The following is a 23,267-nucleotide window of genomic DNA, read 5'->3' on the forward strand; positions in this document are numbered from 1 at the left end:
CCCGTCGAACAAGCATGACCTCGACACATTGTTGCGACAATTGCGCGACATAAGTGAACGCCGGACAAATTTCGGTGTCAGGAGGCGTTAAGCCCCCTCATGCCAAGAAAAAACCACGACAGAAAAGAACAAAGGCTCTCCCCCCATGAATAATATCCGCCTGCCTATTTCTGCGCGCGCCGCGCTTCTCGCGGCCGGGGCTTCGCTCGCGCTGCCGGCGATGGCAGCGGCGCCGATCGGGCCCGCCGCGGCATCGGCGGTGGGCGAGCAGCCCGCCGAGGCCGCCCCTCCGGCGTCCGCCGACAATCAATCCGAAGAGGAGGAATATAGCGAGGACGAGATCATCGTCACGGCGCCGCGCCTCGCGGGGCAGCTTGCCACCGACATCAAGGCCGAGGCCGAGCTCGATGAGGCGGCGATCGCCAGCTATGGCGCCTCGTCGATCGAGGAACTGCTCGACGCACTCGAGCCGCAGACGCGCTCGGGCCGCGGGCGCGGCGGACGGCCCGTCATCCTCGTCAACGGGCGACGCATTTCGGGGTTCGGCGCGGTGCGCAACATCCCCCCCGAAGCAATCGCGAAGGTCGAGATTTTCCCCGAGGAAGTCGCACTCGAATATGGCTATGCCGCGACCGAGCGCGTGGTCAATTTCGTGCTCAAGCCCGATTTTCGCCAGATTTCGGTCGAGGCGGAAGCGGGCATCCCGACGCAGGGCGGGCAGTTCAAGAACGAACTCGAACCCGCCTTCATCGCGATCGGCGACAACGGCCGGCTCAATCTCAACGCGAGCTGGGAGCATCAGACGATGCTGCGCGAAAGCGAACGCGATCTTGTTTACGACGATCCCGTCCTTGCCGCGGGCGCGCCGGCGCGCAGTCTGGCCCCCGCGAGCGACGAATATGTCATCGACGGCACGCTGGTGCGCAACATCGACAAGGTGACCGAGGCGTCGGTCAGCCTTCGCTTCGACCAGACCGACAGCCTGTCGCTGCTCGGCCCGCGGAACGGCAACCCCGACGATCCCCGACGCCGCGACAGCCGTTCGCAGAACTGGACCAGTTCGGCGAGCGTCAACGGCATGCTCGGCGACTGGCGCTGGTCGGTAACGGGCAATTATGCCGATGCCGATCAACGCACCTTCACCGAGCAGGACAGCGGCGCGCGCGACCGGTTCGACAGCAGCCAGCAGAGCTTCGGCACCAACGCCAATATTTCGGGCAGCGTCGCCGACGGCTGGGCGGGCCCGATCCGCGCTTCGATCACCGGCGGCTACAGCGGTCAGCGCTTCGACAGCCGGACCGAACGCGGCGTCGACATCACGACGACCGAACTCGCGCGCGACACGCCGAGCGTCTTCGGTTCGCTCACCGTGCCGTTGCTCGATCCCGAATATGATATCGGCAATATCGGCCGCCTGTCGCTGACCCTCAACGCCCAGGCCGAGCGGCCGAGCGACTTTTCGGCGCTGGCGAGCTGGGGCGCGACGCTGAACTGGGGCGTCACCGACAATCTGTCGTTGCTCGCCAGCTACGCGAGCGACGAAGCGGCGCCCAGCATGACCCAGCTCGGCGCGGCGCCGCTCGAAACCGAAGGCGTGACCTATTACGACTTTCGGACCGGCCAGACAGTGCTGATCACCACGATCACCGGCGGCAACCCGTTCCTGCTCGCCGAGCAGCGGCGCGACCTCAAGGTCGGGCTGAACTGGGAGCTGCCGATGGTCGAAGGGTTGCGCTTCTCGATCAACTACAACCGCAACCGAAGCAACGACACGGCGAATGGTTTCCCATTGCTGACTCCCGAGATCGAGGCGGCCTTTCCCGATCGCGTGATCCGCGACGACAACGGGACCCTGCTCGCGATCGACCAGCGTCCGGTCAATTTCGAGCGCGCGACCAACTCGCAGATTCGTTGGGGCTTCAATTTCGGCAAGAGCTTCGGCCAGAGCGAAGCGGGCGGCGGCCGCGGGCGCTTTGGCGGCCGTTCGGGTGCCGGCGGGCCGCCGCCTTCAAGCGACGCAGGCACGCCGCCGCCGCGCGAGGGCGGCGAGGCGGCATCGCCTCCCGCCGAAGGACAGCGCCCCCCGGCGGAAGCGGGCGAGCGTCGTCGCGGGGGTGGCGGCGGTTTTCGCGGTCGCGGCGGCGGGCGTGGCGGCATGTTCGGCGGACGGCAGCAGCAGGGCGGGCGCTGGCAGGTGTCGCTGTACCACACGGTCAAGCTGACCGACAAAATATTGATTGGCCCGGGCGTCCCCGAACTGGACCTGTTGAACGGATCGGCGACGGGGAGCGGCGGCGGCACCAATCGCCATCTTGTCGAACTCGACGGCGGCCTTTTCTACAAGGGCTTCGGCACCCGGGTCAGCGCGAAATATGACAGCGGCAGCAGCATTGTGGGCGGCGCCAACGGCGACCTCAAATTCCACGATCTCGCGACCTTCAACCTGCGTTTCTTCGCCGATTTCAACCAGATGCCGAAGCTGACCGACGACCTGCCCTTCCTGAAAGGATCGCGTCTGCGCCTGTCGGTCAACAATCTGTTCGACGCGCAGCGCAAGGTGACCGACGCGAGCGGCGTCGTGCCGCTGAATTATCAGCCGGGCTATACCGACCCGCTCGGCCGCTATGTCGAGCTGGAGTGGCGCAAGGCGTTCTAACCCCGGGGGTATAAGCGGGATGGCGGCTTCGGGGGCGCCGGAAGCCGCACGACCGCGTTCACGGCGTCCCATGGAATTACCGTCGGGAGCCGCTTCGCGGGACCTGTTCTCGACGGGGCCTGCTGAAGCACGAGGAACCAATACGGCACCGGGCTGTTTCAGCCCAACGAACCGCTTTCGATCGACGGTGCAATTGGGGAATTTCTTGCTTCGCGTCGTCCACTGCCTTTGCTGGTTGGCCTGCATCACGATGATGGCGCAGGCGGGGCCGCTCCGGGCGCGGACCGCGCAGACGGCACCGGCGGGCGACAGCGCGGTCCTGTCGCTGATCGAGGCCCGCAAATATCCCGAAGCCGAGACGATCCTGCGCGGCCGGCTGAGGGCGCATGAAGCGGCAGGGACGATGGCCACAGCAGCGGCGGCGGGCGATGGTGAAACGCTGGCCTTCCTGCTGACGATGACCAAGCGCGCCGAAGAGGCCGAACCGCTGATCCGTGCGGCGGTGCGGACGCGCGAGCGGCTCGGCGACGACCGGCTTACCGGCCGAAGCCTCAACCGCCTGGCGTCCGTCCTCCTCGAGCGCCGTCGCCATGTCGAAGCCGAAGCGGCGGCGCGGCGCGCGATCGACCTGCTCGCCGCGCCCGGCCCGGCCGACGACCGGCTGGTGGCAGCCTGGGGCAATCTGGGACGCATCCTCGAAGCTCGCGATCGGTTGCCCGACGCAATCGGCGCCTATGACCGGGGAATCGCGGCCGGCCGCCGAATGCCCGGCGAAGGCGACGAGGTGATCGCCGCACTGCAATCGCTGCGCGCCGACGCCGAAGCGGCGCTGTCGGCCTATCGCGAGCGCACCACGGCCCAGCGCCGCAAGGTCGCGGCGGCTGCGGAAACGACGGCGCCGGACAGCACGGAAACCGCCCGCGAACTCTATCTCCTCTCGCTCCTTCTGGCACGGCAGGGCGAGGTCGACGAAGCGACGAGAACCGCCGAAGAGGCCTATGCGATTCAGGCGCGGACGCTCGGACGCGACCATGCCGATACGCGAGCGTCGCTCTACCAGCTTGCCACGATGCTCCGCCGCGAAGCCGACGCACGCGCGGCGACCGCCGCCCCGGACGAACATGTCGCGGCGCTGCCGGCCGAGACCGAGGCGGATATCCGCCAGCTCATCGACCGCGGCATGTTCGTCCGGGCCGAGACCGTGGTCCGGGCGCGCATGAACGGTCGCGCGGAAGGCGCCCGCTCGGCCGCCGCGGCGACCGACAAGGAGCTGCTCGCCAACATCCTCTACCTTACCGGGCGCGCCGACACCGCCGAAAAGCTGATGCGCGATGCCCTCGCGATCCGCGAGCGGCTCGGCGAGCCCAAGGCGCATTCGGCCGCGCTGCGACGTCTGGCGCTCGTCCTTTCGGCGCGGGGCGAATATGACAGGGCCGAGGCCCATGCGCGGCGCGCGATCGAATTGGTCGAGCCGCTGGACAGTGAAACACGCTCGCTGTCGGCGGCGTGGGGCACGCTCGGCGAAATCCTCGCCGGACAGCGCCGCCGCCCCGAAGCCTCGGCAGCGATGCAGAAGGCGATCGACCATGCGAAAGCGGCGCTGGGCGACGAGGATCCCTTCGTCATCGAGGAATATAACGGCTTTGCGCTGAACCTCGAGGAAATGGGCGACATCGCGGGCGCCGAGGCGATCTATCGCCGCAACCTCGACCTCCTCGTGCGTACCAGGGGGCGTGGCAGTCTCGACACCGCCCGCACGCTCGCGCTCCTGTCGAGCAACCTCGACCGGCAGGACAAGGCGCTCGAGGCCGAGGTGCGGTTGCGCCAGGCGATCGCGATCCGCGAACGCCACCTTGGCACCGCCAACCCCGACACGCTCCGCTCGCTCGGCAACCTCGTCGGCCTGCTGACCAAGGAGGGCAAATATGACGAGGCGGGCGCGCTGCAGACGCGCGTCATCGCGCGGCGGTCGGTCTTGCCCGAACGCAATCACGAGGAGGGCATCGCCGACCTCGGGCGGATGGGCGCGATCCTCGCGAAAGAAGGCAGGCATGATGACGCGATCGCCTATCAGCGCCGCGCACTGGCGCTCGCGCTCGACACGCTCGACCCCGGCCATCCCTATATCGCGATCGCATCGACGGCGCTGGCGCGGTCGATCGCGCGGCAGGACCCCGCATCGGACGAATATGTCGACCTGATGCGCGAAGCGGTCGCGCGAGCGCGCGGCGAGCGGACGCGCGTGCTGTCGGCGGCCGACGTGTCGGGCGCGACTGCAGGCGAACGCGCGACGGCAGCGGCGCTGAGCGACAACGACGGGTCCGACCGTTCGGGCGCGAGCGTTTTCGCACTGGCGCTCACCCTTTATGCCAATCACGCGACCGCAGTCCGCGGCGAGGAGGCGAAGCTTCGCGCCGAAGCCTTTCGCATCGCGCAGGATTCGACGTCGAGCGCCGCGACCCGTGCGCTCGCCGGAATCGTCGCGCGCGAAGCGCTTGGCGACACACCGCTGGCCCGGCTGGTGCGGCGCCAGCAGGATCTGGCGCAGGACATTCGCGACCTCAACCAGAGTCTCGGCAAGGCGATGATCGGCGCCGCCGATGCCGCCGCGATCGCAAGAAGCCGGATCGGCGTGCTCGGGCGCGAGCTCGGCGCGATCGAAGAAAGATTGCGCCGCGCCTATCCCGATTATGCGCGGCTCGCGGTTCCGCAGTCGTTGAGCGAGGAGGAAGTGCGCCGCCGCCTACGCCCCGGCGAAGCGCTGCTGCTCGTCACCGAGGGCGAGCTTTACGATTTCACCTTCGTCGTCACCGCCGAAGCGGCCGGCTGGAACGCCGTACCGCGGATGCAATCCTATCTGCGCGGCACGATCGAGGCGTTCCGCTGCGAGGTCGATCCGAAGACCTGCTCGGGCATCTGGACGGCTTCGCCGCTATTCGATCGCCGCTATGCCTGGGACCTGTATCGCTTCCTCGTCCAGCCGCACGAAGCGCTGCTCAAGGATGTGAAGACGCTTTATGTGACGACGTCGGGGCCACTCGCCGACCTGCCCTTCGCGGCTTTCATCACCGCCGAACCCCAAGGCGAAGACACCGACGCGGCGCTCGCGGCGACCCCATGGCTCGCTGACCGGTTCGCGATCGTCAACCTGCCGTCGGTCGAATCGCTGCGGATCGGCCGGCAGCGGCCGGAGAAGCGCGGTGCGCTGCCGCTCATCGGCTATGGCGCCCCGGTGCTGGCCGAAGCCGGGGGCAAGCGTGCGGCGACCGCCGGACTGTCGCCGCAGGCGGGCCCTGCCGGTCCCGCGCTCGCGGATCCCGCACGGTTGCGCGCGCTTCCGTCGCTTCCCGGGACCGAGGTCGAACTGAACGCGATGGCACAGGCGCTCGGCGCCGACGCGACGGCGATCCATCTCGGCGCGGAGGCGACCGAGACGGCCGTCCGCACAAACGACCGGCTGCGCGATGCGCGTATCGTCGCCTTTGCCACGCATGGCGTCCTTCCCGGCGAAATCGAAGGCTTAGCCGAGCCGGGGCTGATCTTCACCCCGCCGGGGCGCGCGACTTACGCCGACGACGGTATTTTGACCGCGGCCGAAGCCGCGGGGCTGGACCTGTCGGCCGAGTGGGTGATCCTGTCGGCATGCAACACGGGCACGACCGAAGGCCCCGGCGGCGGCGACGCATTGTCCGGGCTGGCGCGTTCTTTCCTCCATGCCGGCGCCGACGCGCTCCTCGCGAGCCGCTGGCGGGTCGGCGACAAGGTCACCGCCGCGCTTACCGTCGAAACGCTTGTAAACGCGCGTCGAAACCCGGCCGGCGGTAAAGCGGCGGCGCTCCAGTCCGCGATGCGGGCGATCCGCACCGGCAAACGCGACGACGGATCGGCGGTCGAAGGCTGGACCAGCGACTGGGCGCACCCCGCCGCCTGGGCGCCCTTCACGCTGATCGCGACCGACGACTGACCGCCTCGCACGCAGATCGAGCCCCGTCTGCCGCAAAATCCGATCCTCCGCACAGCCGGGCCGGCGCTCGGTTCGGCGCGCGATCGGCGGAACGATGCGCCGAGCGGCGGATTGGTGCCTCATGGAAATGCGCACGGGTCAAATGGCCTCCGCGGCCACATCGAGCTCGCCGCGATGGTTCGACCATCCCCGGCACTGGGCACGGAAAAGCTGGACTCCGGCCTGGCTTGAGAAGCGCCCGCGCCCGGTCCGCATCATTGTCCGCACGGCCGCGATCCTTCTGCTGACGCTATTTGCGATCTGGCTGATACTCTTCGTCACCAAAGGCCGGTTTCTCAAGAGCCCGTTCGAGCGCTTCGCAACGTCGCAGCTTGAAAGGCGGGTCGATGTGGGCGGCGATTTCCAGCTCTATTTCGCGCCTTTCGACATCAAGTTCTACGCCGAAGACATCCGCATCGCGAACCCCGTCTGGGCGCGTGAGAAGCAGTTTTTCGTTGCCCGAACCATCGATATGCGGATCGCTACGATCCCGCTGATCTTCGGGAGACGCATCGTCCGCTTCGCCAATTTCGACGGCGCCAGAGTCGCTCTCGAATGGGATGCCGGAAACAGGCATAACAGCTGGACCTTCGGCGACCCCGATCGTCCGCCCCAGCCGCTCGACCTCCCCGTGATCCGCCGCGCCGCGATCGCGAACAGCGGCCTGTCCTATCGCGACCCGGGGCTGCGGCTGTTCGCCGACATCGGCTTCGAGACGGTGACATCGAGGAACACGCGGATCGAAGACGCGATCCGTTTCGGGGGCCGGGGGACGATGCGCTCCCAGCCCTTTAGCCTGTCGGGCAGCCTCGCCTCGCCGAACGAGACGATCGCGGGAGGGAAGAATGCGCTCACGCTGCACGCCGAAGGTCTTGGTAACACGCTCGATATATCCGGCACGCTGCGCGGCCCGACCGACATCGAGGGTGCCGAGCTCGATCTTAGTGCGCGCGGCGGCAATCTTTCGCGTATCTTCGATTTTCTGGGCGTCGCCATTCCCGACACCCGTGCCTACCGCCTGCGTTCCGCCCTCACCTATGAGGGTGAAGTCTGGAAGCTCACGGGGCTGAAAGGCATGTTCGGCGACAGCGACCTTGCCGGAAACCTTGCGGTCAGCCAGCCCAAGGGCCGCGTCTATCTCAAGGCCAATCTCGTCACCCGCTCGCTCAATATCATCGATGCGGGGCCGTTTGTCGGCTACGACCCCGAACGCCTCGACAGGATGGGAACCTCCGGCACGGTGCGGACCGAACAGGGCCGTCCGCGTATCCTTCCCGACGCACCGCTCCGTGTCGAGGCGATCAAGCGCTTCGATGCCGACGTGCGCTACCGCGTCACGAGAGTCCGCGCCGAAAGCTTTCCGATCAGCGATGTCGATCTCACCCTCGCGCTGAAGAACGGGTTGATGGAGCTCAAACCTTTCAATTTCGCCGTCGCGGGCGGCACGGTCAAAAGCGACATTTCGATCGACAGCCGCCCCGCGGTCGTGCGCACCGAATATGACATCCGCCTGTCCCCCACCAAACTCGGCGCCCTCCTCGCCCACTTCGGCACCGAAGAATCAGGGACGACGGGAACGGTCAGCGGGCGGGTGCGGATGGCGGGCTTTGGCGACAGCGTGCGCGAATCGCTTGCCACGTCGAATGGCCGCATCGCGTTCGTCATGCCGCGGGGCACCTTCTGGACGCGCAACATCCAGCTCGCCGAACTCGATATCGGCACGTTCGTTCAGAAGATGTTCCAGGAAAAGCTGAAGAAACCGGTCGATATCAATTGCGGCGTCATCGCCTTCACCGTGCGCGGCGGCGTCGCTGCCGCCGATCCGATCCTCATCGACACGAAAAAGAATGTAATGCTCGGCCGCGGCGGCTTTTCGTTCCGCAGCGAGGCGATCGATATGGCGGTTCGCGCCGACGGCAAGACCTTCAGCCTTTTTTCGGGCCAGTCGCCGGTTGGCGTCGGCGGCTATTTCGCGGCGCCCAAAATCGATCCGATCAGCGACGAACTGGTGGGGCGCGCGGGCGCCGGGCTCGGGCTCGGTATTCTGGCGAGCCCCGTCGCCGCGATCGCGCCCTTCATCGACCCGGGCGATGCCAAGGCTGCCCAATGCGGCCCCGTCCTTGCGGGCGCGACCGCCAAGGCGCAGCGGACAGCCAAGGGCAAGCCGCGCGACGACGTCGGCAAGGGAACGACCGCCAAGTCGGAGGACGGCAAGCAGAATTCCGAGGGCCGGAAGGAACAGCGCAAGAAATTCCTCGGAATTTTCTGATCGCGGGGCGCGGCGCAGGCGAGCCCGGGCAACGCCTGGCCAAATAGAACCGCTCCGACGCCGATATTTCCAGGTTGCCTTCAGCACCGTTTCGGGAATCATGCGTCATGGCAATGAGGCAACAGAGCTTACGCACAACCTCGACGCGGCGCTGGATCGTGCGAATTCTTATCTCGCTCCTTCTGGCAGCTGCGTTGCTGTGGCTGACCTCCAAACCGCAAATCGAAGCCGATTCCCGCCCGGTCCTATCGGAAGGTGCCTCGGCAGATGCACGTGGCGCAGCGGCTTTCCTGGGCGCGGGTTTCGGTGGCATCTCGATGGAATCGCTCGACTCCAGTGCCATTCCCTGGCGGCTTGCAGCCGCTGCGTTGGTGCTTGACGAACGCCGCCGGAATCCGTCTGCCGCCATCGACCGGGCAACGGTGCGCAGCATCTTGAAGCGCTTCGGGTTCCTCTATCCAGCAACGATCGCGAACCTTCCCGCGGACCTTCGCCCGCGCGGGGGTGAGATGCCGCTGGGCATCACGCACGGCGCCATCGCGCCGATCGGCGGCACCAGGGTGGAAGTCGCCAACCTTGGGTGCGCGGCCTGCCATGCCGGCGTGACCTATGATGAAACAGGCGGCCCCCGGCCCGACCGGGCGTGGCTGGGCACGCCCAACAGCTCGATCGACCTTGAGGCCTATACGCAGGCGATATTCGACGCGACGCGCCGACACATCGGGTCCGAAGAGTTGCTGACCACCGCCGCAACGCTCTACCCCGAAATGGGATGGCGCGAGCGGCAGAGCCTGCGCTGGCTGGTCATCCCGCTCGCGAAGCGACGGCTTGCCGCACTGGAGGGTCAACCGCGACCTTTGCCCTTTCCCAACGGATCGCCGGGCAGCACCAATGGCGTAGCAGCGCTCAAACACGCGCTTGGTGCGCCGCTTGCCGAAGGCGGGCCGGGCGATGACGGAATTGTTTCGGTGCCCGAGCTAGGCCGCCGGGAGTGGCGCAGCGCGCTGCTCGCCGACGGGGCCTATGCGCTGCCCGGCGTAAAGCCGGGCGCGACCGTCGAGGCCGACCTGACCGCCGAACGACTGCGCGAGCTGGCCGCGATCACCAGTTTCTTCACGGTTCCGAGCATGGGGGTCCATCCCGACCGGGCGCAGCAAGGAATGGGGGATGCCGAAGCCGTTTTCGCTTGGCTGCGAACCTATCGACCGCAGCCCTTTCCCGGGGCAATCGATCATGCGGCGGCACGGCGCGGCGCGGCGGTTTACCGGGCGCAATGCGCCGCGTGTCACGGAGATTACGCCATGAACGAAAGCGCGGCACCGCAACTCGTGCGCTTCCCGAACTGGATCGGCGATGTCGGAACCGACCCGCTGCGCGCGCGCCTGTTCGATGCCGAGCTCCGGAAGGCTGTCGGCAATACCGGATATCGCAAGCTGATCGCCGTGAAGGCGGGGCGGGGATATGCCGCGCCGCCGCTGGCCGGTCTCTGGTCCTCCGCACCCTATTTGCATAATGGCTCGGTCACGAGCCTTGGCGCGCTGCTCGACCCGACGCAGCGTCAGGCGCGTTTCCTCGTCGGAGGGCATGCGCTCGATTTCGAAAGCGTCGGACTCCGTCTGGGACCCGCCGGCGCATATCCCGACGGTTACCGCCCCTTTTCGACACCGCAGTGGACCGACACCACGCAGCCCGGGCGCGGCAATGGCGGACACCTGTTCGGAGCCGGGCTGACGGCTGCCGACCGGCAAGCGCTCATCGAATTTCTGAAGCGGCTCTAGAACAGGACAGCGTCGATCGGCAGACGGGCCCGGGCAAAGCCGGGTCCCGAACGCCGGCCGACGCGAAAGGCGCTGACCAGCCGCTGTCCGGCGGCGATGCCATGGGTTGAAGCGACATGCGACGCCGCCCGCGGATCATCGGCCAGCGCGGCGAGCACCGCCGCACCCATCCCTGCCCGCTCGATGCCGAGCCACAGGCGGAGAAAATGCCGGCCGCTTTCGAAAGGCGCTTCGACGACGGGACGGTGAAACAAGATGACCGCCGCCGCCGCCGCCACCTTGGCGCCCTCTGCCAGCAGCGCTGGTGCAACGCGCAGGCGATCGAGCGGACTGAAAAGCGGCCCCAGCACCAGATTCGCGCCGATCGCCTCGACCGGCGACAATGCCATCGCTTCGGCATTCAACCCGTCGCGCGCCCAACAGGGATGACGCCGCCGCAGCCGCATCCAGCCAAGCAGCTCGCCGCGAAAGGCGCCGTCGCGCATGAAACCATAGCTGGCGGCGTCGAATTCCCGCCCGAGCAGGGCAAGCGCGTCGGGTGCCGTGACGATGGTCGCATCGGCGCCTGCGAACTGCTGGACCGCCGCCCGATCGGCCTCGGTCGGGACGAGAAAATTTCCGCGCCAGGATGCCCGTTTACCGAGCCATCCGGCCAACGGGTCGACGTCAGCGCCGCGATCGAACCGGTATCGCGCGATGGCCCGCAGCCCGGCGCCAAGGTCCGGAAGGCCCCTCCGTTCCTCGACAACATGCCAACCCTCGCGCGAGGCTGCGATTCGCAACGCTTCAGCGGCGGCGCCCAGACTGATGGCGGCATCGTTGCCGGTCGGATCGCCGACCGCCAGCCGGCGCGACAGATCTTCGGCGAGCAACAGCGAATTGTCCTCGATCCGCCAACGCGCGGGTTGGACATTGTGGACACTCGGTGCCGTGATCGCGTCTTCGACCAGCCGTCGCAATATCGCTTTGGTCATCCGAGCGTCTTTCGGAACAGGTGCAGCTGGTGAAGAGGTTCTGCGCCCAACTTCTCCATCTGGCGCAGGCTTGCAGCATTTTCGTCGGCGATCCAGGTGATGCCCAGCTGCCTGTAATGAGCGGCGCGCAGCTGGCGGATCGTGCGCGCGAGCATCGCGCCCATCAAGCCGCGACCGTGCCGATCGCGCACGATCGAATAGAAGATGATGACCGCGCGGCGGCGGCGGAAACGGAATCGCAGGAAATGCCATAGCGTGAGCGGCCCGATGCGCGAACGGGTCGCGCGCAGAAAGCCGTTGAGGTCGGGGATGCAGATGATCGTGCCCACCGGTCGGCCATCCTCCATCAGCACCGACGACAGGCGCGGGTCGAGAATTGCGCTCATTTCGCCCGCCTGGAACGCGAACTCTTCCTCCGTCAACGGCACGAACATCGGATTCTGCGCGAACCCGTCGTTGAGCACCGCCCGCGCATCCTCCATGCGCTCCGGGAAACTGCGCCGCTCGATCGGGGCAAAGCTGTAGGCCCCGCTTGCGACGGGCTCCTCCGACGGCGATGCGGCGCGTTCGAGGTCGAGCTCGAAAGTCGTCATCGGAAAAAAGGGTTCGAACCCGTTCGCTATCAGCAGCCGGGGCAGATGCGGCGGCCCGACGACCATGTCGGTATATCCGCGCCGCGAGAAGCCGCCGGTCATCACCCCGCATTGTTGCATGGCCGTAAGATTGAAGTTGCCGACCAGTTCGGAAAGGCCGTGCCTTCGCGCAAAATCCTGCGCCGCGCCCAGCAGCGCGGCCGCGGCTTCGGCGTCGTCGGCGCAGTCGAAGAAGCCGAATTGCGCGCGTTTCCACCCATGTGCCGCATTCGACTGGCCATGCACATGCGCGACGATCCGCCCTATCGGACGCCCGTCGCGATGCGCCGTCCAGAATGCGAACGGATTTCCGGCAGTCCACAACGGGTTCTTCGCCGTTTCGAGCATGCGGAAAATGTCGCCCTTCATCGGCGAAACATAGCCAAGCGCGTCATCATAGGCGTTGAAGGGCGCGTCGAAAAAGGCCTGTGCATCGCCCGAACGAAGCTCGATCGTCATGCCGCGCCCTCCAGCAACCTTGCCGCGAGTTCGAGTTCTTCGTCGAGCGCGGCTTCGGATAGGCCGCCGGCAGAAACGGCGAGAAAACGCGGCGGCCGTTGCGACAGGCGGATCAGGTGGCTTGCGGCATAATGGCCGAGCAGGTCGGCGGCGGCATCCGCGAGTGCGGGGTCGTCAGGCACGAGCCCGCCGTTGATCAGGCGATGTTCGGCAAGCTGTTCGATGACCGCTGGCGGATAGTCCGACAAGGCATCGCCTTCGACCAGCACGCCGCGATCGAGCAGTGGGTGTGCCGCAAGCATCGCACTGCGGCGATGCTCGACCCCCACCAGCGTCGAAACGAGACCAGCTCGTGCATCATCGTCCAGGGCGAAACGCTCGATCAGCAGCAACAACGCCGCGCCCGCGGTCGCGCAGGCGACGATCGGTAGCATTTCGATCCCGAGGCCGGGCGGCGCCAACAGCGCCAGCGCGACAATGCCGCCCCCGCCGAGCGCGAGGAGCAGGTCACCGAACAGCTGCCGCGGTCGCCCCTCGGCCGCCACGAGCCGCGACGTCGCGAGGATCAGGATCAGCACCGCAAACGCACCGCCGCGAACCGAGAGGTGGGGAAACAGTCGCTGAAAATCGGTCAGGACGAGCGGCATTGCGAGCAGCAGCGCGATAACGAAAAGATCGGCGGCGCGCCGCTCCGACAACGAAAGCTCGCCGCGACCGCGCATCAGCATGACGATCACGGCGATCATCGCCAACATCTGGAAAGCGGCGAGCGCCGCGATCGCGGCGCCGCTCCACACCAGCCCGAAGGTGACCGCAAGAACCGAGAAGCCGATCGCTCCGACGAGCGCAGCCAGTTTGACGGCGCGTGGTGCGTGGCGACGAACGAGCTCTTCGGCGAGGCGGAGCATGGCGACAGGCAGCCACGCGGCTGCGATCATCACGAGCGAGGCGACCGGCGGCACCATCCACGCGGCGTATACCAGTCGCAGCAAGAGGAGCGCCCCGACCAGCCCGTACACCAGCCGCAGCCGCGCCGCGACGGGCGAACGCCGCGCAACCGCCGCGATCCCCCGCCGCGCGACAAGCACTGCAGCGAGCGCGATGAGCGTCAACAGGATCGCTGGCGACAGGGTCACGCCATCAGTTTTTTCATGAAGCGCCGCACCAGGGCGCGCTTGACCGCGGCGATCGGCGCCGGCAGCGGTCGCTCGACCTTTCCCGCATGGGTGTTGAAGAAATAGCCCCGATAATCGACCCCTCCCGGGCGGCCCAGGATGACGCGCACCGCCTCTTCGGCCATCATCGTCCCGGCCATCGTGACCATCGTCGAGAAAGAAAAGCGCGAGCGTTTGCCCTGTGCGACTTCCGCTGCAACATCGAGGTCGACATATTTGTGACTGCTGCTGTGCGTCAGCACATATTCTATTTCGAGCATCAGGCATTCGACCGCCATTTCGCGGTCGATATCGGTCCAGGCGACGCCACGCGTCGGATAGCCGAGCCGGTCCTCGATCCGCGGATCGTCGGGCCGCACGACGGTGACCGACGGCAGTGGCGACGCATAGGCGTCGATCAGCGCCCGGCGATGTTCGCGCGCCTTGCGGTAAAGCTGTGCCCCCGCCGCGGCATCGTCGGTGCCATTGATCGCGACCGCCACCGACGGCAGTATCCGGTCGAGTTCATCGACCCACGTACCGTTCAGCACCTCTATATCGAGGCCGGGGTTGATTTCCAGCGCCAGATCGCGCGCCGCCTCGACTTTCGGGCGGCCGATGGTGTCGGCGCGGCTGAAAAGCTGGCGGTTGAGGTTCGACACCTCGAAGACATCGATATCCGCGATGATAAAGCTGCCGACTCCCGCGCGGACGAGTGCCATGAAAGCAGCGCCGCCCATGCCGCCGACACCGGGGATGAACACGCGCGCGTCGCGCAGCCTTTCCTGCTCGACCCGGGTCACGAAACCGCGATTTCGCGTGGTCATCTCGCCATAGTCAAAATCGCTCATCGGGCGGGCCTCAAACGTCTTGAATGCGTGCTCGCATCGAGCCATTGGATCAGCGGGGCGACGACGGCACCGGTGGCGAGCACCAGCGCTTGCACGGCAAGCTGCGGCAAGGCGCTGCGCGGCACACTGCGCGACAGGAAGCGCTGTCCGGCGCCGAGATCGATGGCGCCGATCTGCAAAACATCGTCGCCACGGCCATAATCGAGCTCGCGCAGGCAATATTCGTTATAGCGTTCGGCCCGATGCTTCGCCGCGACATCGAAGCTCTTCTTCAGATTGTCCGAACCGCCGGTATAGGCGTCGGTGATGATCTGCCGGTCGGGATCGAACCCGGCGTCGTCGCCGACACCGAAAGCGGCGCGGTGCCGTTTCATGATCTGATGCGCCAGATGGCGATGTGCGAAGCTTTGCCGCGTTGCGTCCTGGGCGGGGAACACATTGCTGAAGGTTTCGGCGACCATGCCGACGACCGCCGGCACCTGCGTCACGCTGCTGACCCACAGCGGTCGAAGTCCGCCGCGGAGGAACAGGGCAAAGCAGGTGAGGCCATAGAGTATCCACGACAGGCCGCCGCTACGTTCCGAAGGATCGACCATGACGAGGCCGAGGTGCAGGACATGCTCGTCGCGCCCGGCGCGTTTGACCGCGAGCTGGGGCATCGCGTTGAAGGCGACCGGCGCTCCGTCGGCGCTGCGACATACCAAGGTGATAACGCAGCGCGACCAGGCGTCGGTCCGGGGATCGAAAAGGCCGTAATCGAGATCCTGTCCCGCCAGGCATGCGCGCACGACGGTGCGGCATTGCGCGACCAGCCGGTCGAGCTCCGCCGGCGCCAGAAACTCGCCGGGTCGTTCATAAATATTGACGACATGCTCGGGCGATGCCCGGAACTGCAGTCTCAATTGCTTGTGCCGAAATGCGGCCAACAGAATATTCATCCGCCCCTTCCCGGCCAATCAGGCGGACTGTAACATCAGTTGGTTAACATGCCATAGCGAGGCTGGCGCAGGTTGGATTCCCCGACGGACGACCATTGACGATCAGCGGCAATTCGCTTGCGAGCAAGACCGCCGCGCCGTCAGCCAGTCTCGAATATACCGCAAGCGATACGGTCGCCGCTATTGCCCGACGGATCGGTCTTCTGATCGTCGACGGACGCGTGGATCACCATGGCCGAGCCATCGCTGTCGAGCAGACCTTCGAAGGTCGCGCCTTGCAACTCGTACGAAAGCGTGCCGCGCCCGTCTTCGCCGACGACCAGATTGGGCATGTCGCCGGCATGTTGCCCTGCCGGGTCTTCCAGTCCATGCTTCGCACCGGTAGGGTTCCAATGACCTCCGGCGCTCTCGAATTTGGGAGCGTCGCATTTACCCGTCATATGCACATGGGCCCCGTGCCGACCCGTCGGCAACCCTTCGACCTGAAGCGCCAACTTGACGCGCCCGTCGACCATTGTTGCGGTCGCCTGTCCGGCAGGCTCGCCCCCGGCGGTCCGCAGGATCGCCGCGGCACTTTCTACCGTCGTTCCATCGCCGCCGGCCCCGGCCGCTCCTTCTTTCGATACCGTCGGGTCGGGCGCCTGCGTCGAAGTTTCAGGGGCGTCGCAACCGGCCAGCACGGCGGAAATCGCGACGGTCATCCAGTAAATCTTGTTCATTAAAGGCCTCCGTTGCCATGTCACATATTAAGCAAACCGCCCGGCGGCTCCAACGTTCCGCAATGGCCCGTCAACCGGCCAGCGCATTGAACCTGCGGGCGCGTCGCGGGGCCAACGAGAAACGCCGAACTTGACGGGCGGGCTCCGCTCGCGGAAGGATCGCACGCTCGGGACGGAACAAACAGATCGGGGCAAAAAAGGGTCGATGAGAGGTTCATTCCACCGCGGAATCGCGGCGTCAGAGGGCCAGGGGGCCGCCGGGCCGGGTGCCGGCGCGTGACTGTATCGGCGATTGAGGCGAATGCAGCGGCCGCGGTGCTTGGCGTCGACGCGCCGGCGCTCGCTCGTGATACGCCCGCCAAACCGTCGGCAAGGCGCCTGCTCGGCCTTTATCTATTGCTCGGTTTCTCGGCGGGGCTGCCTTTTTACATGTTCAATGCGGTGCTGACGTTGCGTCTCGCGCGGCACGGGGTCGACATCGTGATCATCGGCTTTTTCGCGTGGATCGCGTTGCTGCCGACCTTCAAATTCGCCTGGGCGCCATTGATCGAACGCTATGACATACCCGGCTTTGCGCGCTTTTGGGGGCGGCGGCGCGGGTGGATCATGCTGTCGCAGCTCGGCATTTTCCTGTCGATGGTCGCGATGGCCTTTACCTCGAGCGACAAGAGCCTGCCGCTTACCGCGCTGTTCGCGATCCTGCTCGCCTTCTGGACGACAACGCTCGAGGTCGCAGCCGACGGCTGGCGGATCGAGCTTGCGCCGACGCAGACCGAGCAGGCGCCGATCGTCGCCGCCAATCTGTGGGGTTATCGCAGCGCGATGGTCGCGGCGGGGAGCGGCGCGATTCTGGTCGCGGCGTGGGCCGACTGGACGATCGCCTATCTGGTCATCGCAATCGCGGCGTTTGCGCCTTTTCCGATTCTCGCAGCGATGCGCCCCGAACGCGAAGGCACGGGCGGCCGCGTCCTGGCGCTGGCGAGCGGGATCGGCGCCAGCCTGCTCATCCTGCTCACCGCCGCACTGATTGCCGCGGCCGCCGGCTGGATCCTGCTGTCGGTTGCTGCGGGCATGGGGCTGTCGGCGAAGACCAATGTAACGCCTTTCGTGCTGGCGGTGGCGCTGCTTCCCTTTGCGGCGCTGGCAATGGCGCTGCCGCGGATCAATCGCCTTTCCGCCGGCACAGCAGCCACCCTGCCCGCCTTCGCCGCGCCCTATGTCGAGCTGTTCTGGCGCTACGGCTATGCGGTGCTCGCAATGCTCGCCTTCGTTTCACTCTACCGCATGGGCGACGTGCTGACGCTGACGCTGTCGCATCCCCTGTGGAACGCGAAGGGCTATAGCCTGCACCAGATCGGCGTCGCCGACGGCGTGGTCGCGCTGTCGGCGAGCATGGCGGGAGTCGCGCTCGGCGGCCTTCTGTCGACGCGGCTGTCGCTCGGCTGGACTCTCGGTATCGGTGCGGTGACCGCCGCCGTCGGCAACTGGATCTATGTCTGGCTGTGGCACGCCGACCCGTCGGCTCTCGTCCTCTACACCTCGGTCGCGGTCGACCAATTCGGCAACGGCTTCGCGGGTGCGGTCTTCGTCGTCTATCTCTCAATGCTGGTGAGCCCCACCTATCCGGGCGCGCAATATGCGCTGCTCTCAGGCTTTGCTTTCCTGTTGCCGCGCCTGCTCGCGGGGGCATCGGGGTCGATGCAGACGCAGATCGGCTATGACGGCTTCTTCCTGCTGTCCGGCGCGCTGAGCTTTGCGGCGATCTTCCTGTTACCCGTTGTCGCCCGCGTGAAAGGGCGGATACCGGCGTGACGGTCGGAGCTGTTTGCGAGGCGGCCTTCGCCTCCGCGCGCGAAGCGGTCGAAAGCGGGCGCATTCCCTGCGCAGCGGTCGGCGTGGTCGGTGCCGACGGCGAAAGTGCGGTCCGGCTGGAGGGCATGGCAGCGCTCGTCCCCGCGCGCGAGACACTGACGCGCGAGCATTGGTTCGACCTCGCCTCGCTCAGCAAGGTGATCGCGACAACGACGATGATCCTGACGCTCGCCGAGCAAGGTCGTCTCGAGCTCGACCGGCCGTTGACCGACGCCATCCCCGATCTGCGCCAATATGACATCGCGGGCGCGGCCGAGCGCAAGCTGACCTTTCGCGATTGCCTGATGCACCGCAGCTTCCTGCCCGCGGTCGAGCCGATCTATACCTATGGCGACGATCCGGCGCGGCTGCGCGCCTTCGTCCTTCAGCGCGAGTGGCGACATGGAACGCCGGTCTATTCGGACATCAATTTTATCCTGCTCGGCATCGCGATCGAACGCCTGACCGGCGCGCCGCTGTCGGACTGGCCGCTCGGCGCGGGACTCGGCTTCGGCCCGCCGCCCGGCCCGGCGGTCGCAACCGAAGATTGCAGCTGGCGCGGGCGCGTGATGAAGGGCGAGGTGCATGACGAAAACGCCTTCGCGCTCGGCGGCGCGCCGGGCCACGCGGGGCTGTTCGGCACCATCGACGGCGTCCTCGGCTTCGCGCGCGCTTTGATGGCCGGTGAAATCCTGCCGGAAGCGATGATGGCCGAAATCCGTACGGCGGGCGATCGCCATCGTACCTGTGGCTGGGAACGCGCCTTCGCCGGATGGCATGGCGGCGATGCCTGTTCGGCGGAGACGATCGGCCATACCGGATTCACCGGCACCGGCCTCTGGGTCGATTTCGAACGCGGCCTCGCCTGGACCTTGCTCACCAACCGGGTCCATCCGACCCGCCACGCCGATAGCGACATTGCGATCCTGCGCCCCGCCGTGGGCGATCGGGTCATCACTGCATGGGACGAACAGACGAAATCATGAACGCACCGATCAACAAGCTCGCTCTCGCCGCGGCACTCGCGCTGTCCTTTTCGTCGGTCGCAACGCGGGCGCAGACGGCCACGAGCCCGGTGCCTGCGCCGCTGCTGGCGACTGTCGAGCAGAAGCTGGCCGAGGGACCGGCGGGTTCGCGCTTCGGTGTGCTCGTGACGACGCTCGACGGCGAGGTGCTGGTGTCGATCGCGCCCGATCAGCGCTTCATCCCGGCATCGAACACCAAGATGTTCACGACCGCGATCGCCTATGCCGAGCTGCCTTCGCTCCAGAGCAACGCAAAGGGCACGGGCGTGCGGTTTGAAACCGGCGCCGACGGCAAGGTCGACGTCGTGCTGCACGGGCGCGGCGACGCGATGCTGTCGAGCGCCGACGATTGCAAGACCGATTGCCTGCAAACGCTCGCCGACGCGGTCGCGGCGAAGACGCGTCATGTCGGCAACATAGTCGGCGACGACAGCTGGTTCCCCGACGAGCGTTGGAGCCCGGGGATGAGCTGGAACAATATCCCGTCGCGTTACGGCACCGGCATATCGGCGCTGACGCTCGACGACAATGAGCTGGTGGTGAAGCTGGCGCCGGGTGCGATCGGCGCGGCGCCGGGCATACAGACGTCCGGCTATTACGAGATCGAGAATCGCGTCATTACCGTCGCGGGCAAGGAAGAGGCGATTGAGGCCGATCGCATGCCGAACAGCCGCACCCTCCGCTTGACCGGCACCGTCGGCGCCGATGTCGCGCCGATGGCGCTCCGCTATGGGATCGACGATCCCGCCCATTATACGGCGTGGCGCTTTCGCGAACTGCTGCGCGCGCGCGGGGTGCGCGTCGATGGCGATATTGCGGTGCGTCACCGGCCGCTGACCGCCGCCGACGATCCCGAGAATCGCAAGGGCGCACCGGCCACGCGCCCCCCCGAACCCGCCATGCTCGCCGAATTGCCCGCGCCGTCGCTCGCCGAAAATATGGTGCGGATCAACAAGGAAAGCCAGAATCTCCACTCCGAGCTGATGCTGCGGCGCGTCGCGCGGCACGCGGGCAGCGGCTCGATCGCCGACGGGCAGGCGGTGATGCAAAGGGTCATGACCGGGGCGGGCGTGTCCGAGGCAGGCTATCACTTTGCCGACGGGTCGGGCATGTCGAGCTACAACCGCCTCAGCCCGCGCGCCGCGGTCGGTCTGCTCGGCTGGATCGCACGCCAGCCATGGGGCGCGGCGTGGCGCGAGACGCTGCCGGTCGCGGGGCGCGACGGGACACTGCAAAACCGGTTCAAGGGCACGGTCCTTGAAGGAAAATTGTTCGCGAAGACCGGCTCGCTCAACGCGTCGCGCGCGCTGTCGGGCTATCTCGTGACGCGCAGCGGCGCGACGCTCATCTTCTCGGCGCTGGCGAACGACATGCCCGAGGACACCGATGGCGAGGCGACCGCTGCGGTCGACCGCGCGCTAGTCGCTATCGCCGAGGCGCTTTAGGGTCAGGATCAGCCGCGCGGCGGCGTGCCGTTCGACCGCCCCCTTGCTGAACCATAAGGGCTGCATCTCGCCCGCGATCCACTTCGGATAGAAATCGCGATAGCGCGGCGAGCGCGGATCGGCCGACTGGCCGGGGAGCAACAGAAAGCGGCTATTGTCCCAAGCGCCGACGTCGGCGACGAAGAGATAGCTGGCGCCGTGCGAGACGTCGAAGCCGCGTTTGGCGTTGAAACCGCGCGCCATCGGCGTATTCCAGTCGCCGCCCGAGCGGCCGCCCTCGATCTTCGGGAAGGCCGCCGCGATCGCCGGGTTCGACGACGCCAGCGGATGGGCGATCGTCACGCGGTGGAGGTCGCCCCAGCGCCAGCCCGCGGGATCGGGGCCGGCCAGTTCGACCGCGCGCTTCCAGCCCGCCGCCAGTGCGCCATCGATCATCGCATCGCGCGCCGCCACGGGATCGTCGCCGAGGCGCTTGTCGGGTGCGCCGAGGATGCGCAACATTTCGGACAGGTTGACCGAGGGGATCAGGTCGCGCGCAGCCGCAGGAACGACCCGTTCGTAAAAGGCCGTCGACAGCGATGCCATGACCATTTCATAGAGCAGGGTCGCGGCGCTGTCGGCCTCGATGCCGCAATTCCAGCGGCGGAGGAGCGCCGCGGCGCCGGCGGCTTCGGGCGACGGCGCGGCCGGAAGCAGTTTGACGAGTGCGCGCGCGGGAAGCGATTGGACATCGTGCTGAAGCGCGATGCTGTCCTCGATCCGGTGTTTCGGCTGGGCACGCAAGACCTCGGCGCAACGATCGTAGCGAAAGGGGTCGCTCCAGCTGAAGCTGATGATCCGTTCGCGATAGGGATAATCGGCCGGCAGGTTCATCTGGTTCGCCGACGCGAACCAGCCTTCGCGCGGGTTATAGACGTGCGGCATATCCTCGACGGGCAGGATGCCCGTCCAGTCGAACGACCCGTCGCCGGGCGCCGGAAACAACCCGTCGTGCCGCGGCCGGCGCGGTACAAAACCGATTGTCTGCCAGCCGGTGTTGCCGTCGACATCCGCATAATGGAAATTGGTCGGGGAAACGTGCAGCTTGAACGCCTTGCGGAGCGACGCCCAGTCCTTTGACAGGTTGATCGCGATGATCGCAAATCGCATGTTTGCACCTGGCAGCATGGCGACGGTCGCCAGGGCAACCGCGCGCTCGCGTGCCGCATCCTCGGACACGACCGGGCGGCCGTCCGCATAGCGCAGGATCACGCGCTCGGCCGGCGCACCCTTGACGGCAATCTCCTCCTCGACCGTCTCGAACGCTTTCCATTCGCCCTTGTGCCAATAGCGGCCGGGATCGTCCTTTTTGGTGCGGAGGATGAAGAGGTCGGTCTGATCGATGTGGAAATTGGTGCGGCCAAAGGCGAAGCGGTCGGTATGGCCCTGCATGATGCCGGGCAGTCCCGGCGCGCCCGCACCGATGACATCGAGCCCCGGCGCCGTCAGGTGGACCATGTGCCGCGGGCTCGACCCGCCGATGCCGAGGTGCGGGTCATTGGCGAGAATCGGCCGTCCGGTCGCGCTGCGCGACGGTGCGACGGTCCACGCGTTGCTGCCGAGCGCGAAGCGCTCGGCATTGCGCTCGGCGGGGTCGAGCCGCGTTTCCTGGATCGGGGCGAAGCTCGCAGGCCGGTTGGCAGGGTCGAGGATACCCAGATCGGTTTCGCTCACCGCCGCGACGTCGAGCCCTTCGGGGATGGTGAAGGACCAGGCGGGGCGCAGCGGCATCATCAGCTGGTCGGCGTCGAGCAGGCCGCGCGCCTGAAGCTGTGCGCGGCGCACCTCGTCGTCGGCGTCGCCCATGCTGATGCCGCGATCCCGCACGAGATCGCGCACATCCCAGCGCAGCGGACTGATTCCGAGGATGCCATATTCCAGCGGCAATTGCGCCGGATCGGCTGCGAGTTCGTCGATGCGGGCGTTGACGCCGGCGACATAGCCGCGCGCGCATTCGAGGACGTCGGACGGCAGCGCCGCAAGTTCGGCGTCGATGTCGCCGCGATAAAGGAAAAGTCGCGCCGCTTTGTCCGCCGCGATAAATCGTGGGCCGAAAGCTTCGGCCATTCGCCCCATGTCGCGGCGGTGATCCATATCGATCTGGAAGAGCCGGTCGCGCGCGACGAGATAGCCCTGCCCAAAAAAGGCGTCGTGCAACGACGCGGCGCGGACGTGCGGCACGCCCAGTTCGTCTTCGATCACCTCGATCGGTGCCCGCGCGCCCGCCAGCCGGACGGACCGCGCTGTGCCCATGCCTCCCGTCACCTTGGGTTTTGCCATCAGGCTTGCCGGCATCGCGACAAAGGCGGCGGAAGCCAGCAGGAACGCACGGCGCTGGATCAACAGGAGCCCTCCAACATCGAAAAAGCACAACCAACGCCGACCCTATCGCACCTCTCCGCGGCGCGGCCATAACAAGCGGGTCACGTCCTATAACTGCAAGCTATCAGATATTCCCGCAAGGGCTGCCACAG

General features: G+C 66.8%; 14 protein-coding genes. 7 read left to right on the forward strand and 7 right to left on the reverse strand.

All coding sequences use genetic code 11. The features are described from left to right. Positions 1-145 precede the first annotated feature (145 nt). From FG95_RS03760 to FG95_RS21290, 4 genes are all read left to right on the forward strand, one after another. Entirely contained in the window at positions 146-2,656 is a 2,511-nt protein-coding gene (locus FG95_RS03760) for a TonB-dependent receptor plug domain-containing protein (protein WP_037554078.1), read from the forward strand. A 205-nt stretch (positions 2,657-2,861) separates the two neighbouring features. Next, positions 2,862-6,620 carry a CHAT domain-containing tetratricopeptide repeat protein gene (locus tag FG95_RS03765; RefSeq protein ID WP_161786528.1) on the forward strand — a complete coding sequence of 1,253 codons (3,759 nt, stop codon included), beginning with the start codon at positions 2,862-2,864 and terminating at the stop codon, positions 6,618-6,620. 142 nt (positions 6,621-6,762) lie between these two features. Beyond that, positions 6,763-8,928 (forward strand): AsmA family protein, encoded by a 2,166-nt coding sequence (locus tag FG95_RS03770; protein WP_235211445.1) that lies wholly within the window; start codon positions 6,763-6,765, stop codon positions 8,926-8,928. Between the two features lie 371 nt (positions 8,929-9,299). Beyond that, on the forward strand, positions 9,300-10,706 hold the full coding sequence (locus FG95_RS21290; protein WP_161786529.1) for a c-type cytochrome: 1,407 nt from the start codon (positions 9,300-9,302) through the stop codon (positions 10,704-10,706). Here FG95_RS21290 and FG95_RS03780 read toward each other — a convergent pair. From FG95_RS03780 to FG95_RS03805, 6 genes are all read right to left on the reverse strand, one after another. Beyond that, entirely contained in the window at positions 10,703-11,680 is a 978-nt protein-coding gene (locus FG95_RS03780; protein ID WP_037554079.1) for a hypothetical protein, read from the reverse strand. The genes FG95_RS21290 and FG95_RS03780 overlap by 4 nt on opposite strands. Then, positions 11,677-12,771 (reverse strand): GNAT family N-acetyltransferase, encoded by a 1,095-nt coding sequence (locus FG95_RS03785; RefSeq protein WP_037554080.1) that lies wholly within the window; start codon positions 12,769-12,771, stop codon positions 11,677-11,679. Before FG95_RS03785 ends, FG95_RS03780 begins: the two co-directional genes overlap by 4 nt. Further along, the gene (locus FG95_RS03790; protein WP_037554081.1) at positions 12,768-13,907 is read right to left on the reverse strand and encodes a hypothetical protein; all 1,140 of its coding nucleotides are present in this window, start codon (positions 13,905-13,907) and stop codon (positions 12,768-12,770) included. Before FG95_RS03790 ends, FG95_RS03785 begins: the two co-directional genes overlap by 4 nt. Next, complete coding sequence (locus tag FG95_RS03795; protein ID WP_037554083.1) at positions 13,904-14,776, reverse strand: HesA/MoeB/ThiF family protein; 873 nt, start codon at positions 14,774-14,776, stop codon at positions 13,904-13,906. The genes FG95_RS03790 and FG95_RS03795 overlap by 4 nt, the downstream gene beginning before the upstream one ends. Continuing rightward, entirely contained in the window at positions 14,773-15,714 is a 942-nt protein-coding gene (locus tag FG95_RS03800) for a hypothetical protein (protein WP_037554084.1), read from the reverse strand. The genes FG95_RS03795 and FG95_RS03800 overlap by 4 nt, the downstream gene beginning before the upstream one ends. A gap of 140 nt (positions 15,715-15,854) precedes the next feature. Continuing rightward, positions 15,855-16,415, reverse strand: a complete 561-nt coding sequence (locus tag FG95_RS03805; RefSeq protein ID WP_235211446.1) for a superoxide dismutase family protein — start codon at positions 16,413-16,415, stop codon at positions 15,855-15,857. Between the two features lie 294 nt (positions 16,416-16,709). Here FG95_RS03805 and FG95_RS03810 point away from each other — a divergent pair, with 294 nt between their 5' ends. Genes FG95_RS03810 through dacB form a run of 3 tightly spaced genes read left to right on the forward strand, consistent with a single transcriptional unit; the run spans position 16,710 to position 20,754 of the window. Continuing rightward, a complete protein-coding gene (locus FG95_RS03810) occupies positions 16,710-18,245 on the forward strand; it encodes a permease (protein WP_235211447.1) in 1,536 nt (511 codons plus the stop codon). Then, positions 18,242-19,270: a serine hydrolase domain-containing protein gene (locus tag FG95_RS03815; RefSeq protein ID WP_037554086.1), complete on the forward strand. Its 1,029-nt coding sequence runs from the start codon at positions 18,242-18,244 to the stop codon at positions 19,268-19,270. The genes FG95_RS03810 and FG95_RS03815 overlap by 4 nt, the downstream gene beginning before the upstream one ends. Next, the gene (gene dacB / locus FG95_RS03820) at positions 19,267-20,754 is read left to right on the forward strand and encodes a D-alanyl-D-alanine carboxypeptidase/D-alanyl-D-alanine endopeptidase (protein ID WP_052182056.1); all 1,488 of its coding nucleotides are present in this window, start codon (positions 19,267-19,269) and stop codon (positions 20,752-20,754) included. The genes FG95_RS03815 and dacB overlap by 4 nt, the downstream gene beginning before the upstream one ends. Here dacB and FG95_RS03825 read toward each other — a convergent pair. Then, positions 20,728-23,136, reverse strand: coding sequence for a penicillin acylase family protein (locus FG95_RS03825; RefSeq protein WP_037554135.1), 2,409 nt, complete (start codon positions 23,134-23,136; stop codon positions 20,728-20,730). The two genes, dacB and FG95_RS03825, sit on opposite strands and share 27 nt — an antisense overlap. Positions 23,137-23,267: the final 131 nt, after the last annotated feature.

The organism is Sphingopyxis sp. LC363, assembly GCF_000756385.1.
Classification (GTDB): Bacteria; Pseudomonadota; Alphaproteobacteria; order Sphingomonadales; family Sphingomonadaceae; genus Sphingopyxis.

Coding starts and splice junctions, on each gene's coding strand:
- FG95_RS03795 (WP_037554083.1), bottom strand. CDS start 14,776: ATGAGCGATTTTGACTATGGCGAGATGACCACGCGAAATCGCGGTTTC.
- FG95_RS03780 (WP_037554079.1), bottom strand. CDS start 11,680: ATGACCAAAGCGATATTGCGACGGCTGGTCGAAGACGCGATCACGGCA.
- FG95_RS03805 (WP_235211446.1), bottom strand. CDS start 16,415: ATGACCGTCGCGATTTCCGCCGTGCTGGCCGGTTGCGACGCCCCTGAA.
- FG95_RS03785 (WP_037554080.1), bottom strand. CDS start 12,771: ATGACGATCGAGCTTCGTTCGGGCGATGCACAGGCCTTTTTCGACGCG.
- dacB (WP_052182056.1), top strand. CDS start 19,267: ATGAACGCACCGATCAACAAGCTCGCTCTCGCCGCGGCACTCGCGCTG.
- FG95_RS03760 (WP_037554078.1), top strand. CDS start 146: ATGAATAATATCCGCCTGCCTATTTCTGCGCGCGCCGCGCTTCTCGCG.
- FG95_RS03770 (WP_235211445.1), top strand. CDS start 6,763: ATGGCCTCCGCGGCCACATCGAGCTCGCCGCGATGGTTCGACCATCCC.
- FG95_RS03800 (WP_037554084.1), bottom strand. CDS start 15,714: ATGAATATTCTGTTGGCCGCATTTCGGCACAAGCAATTGAGACTGCAG.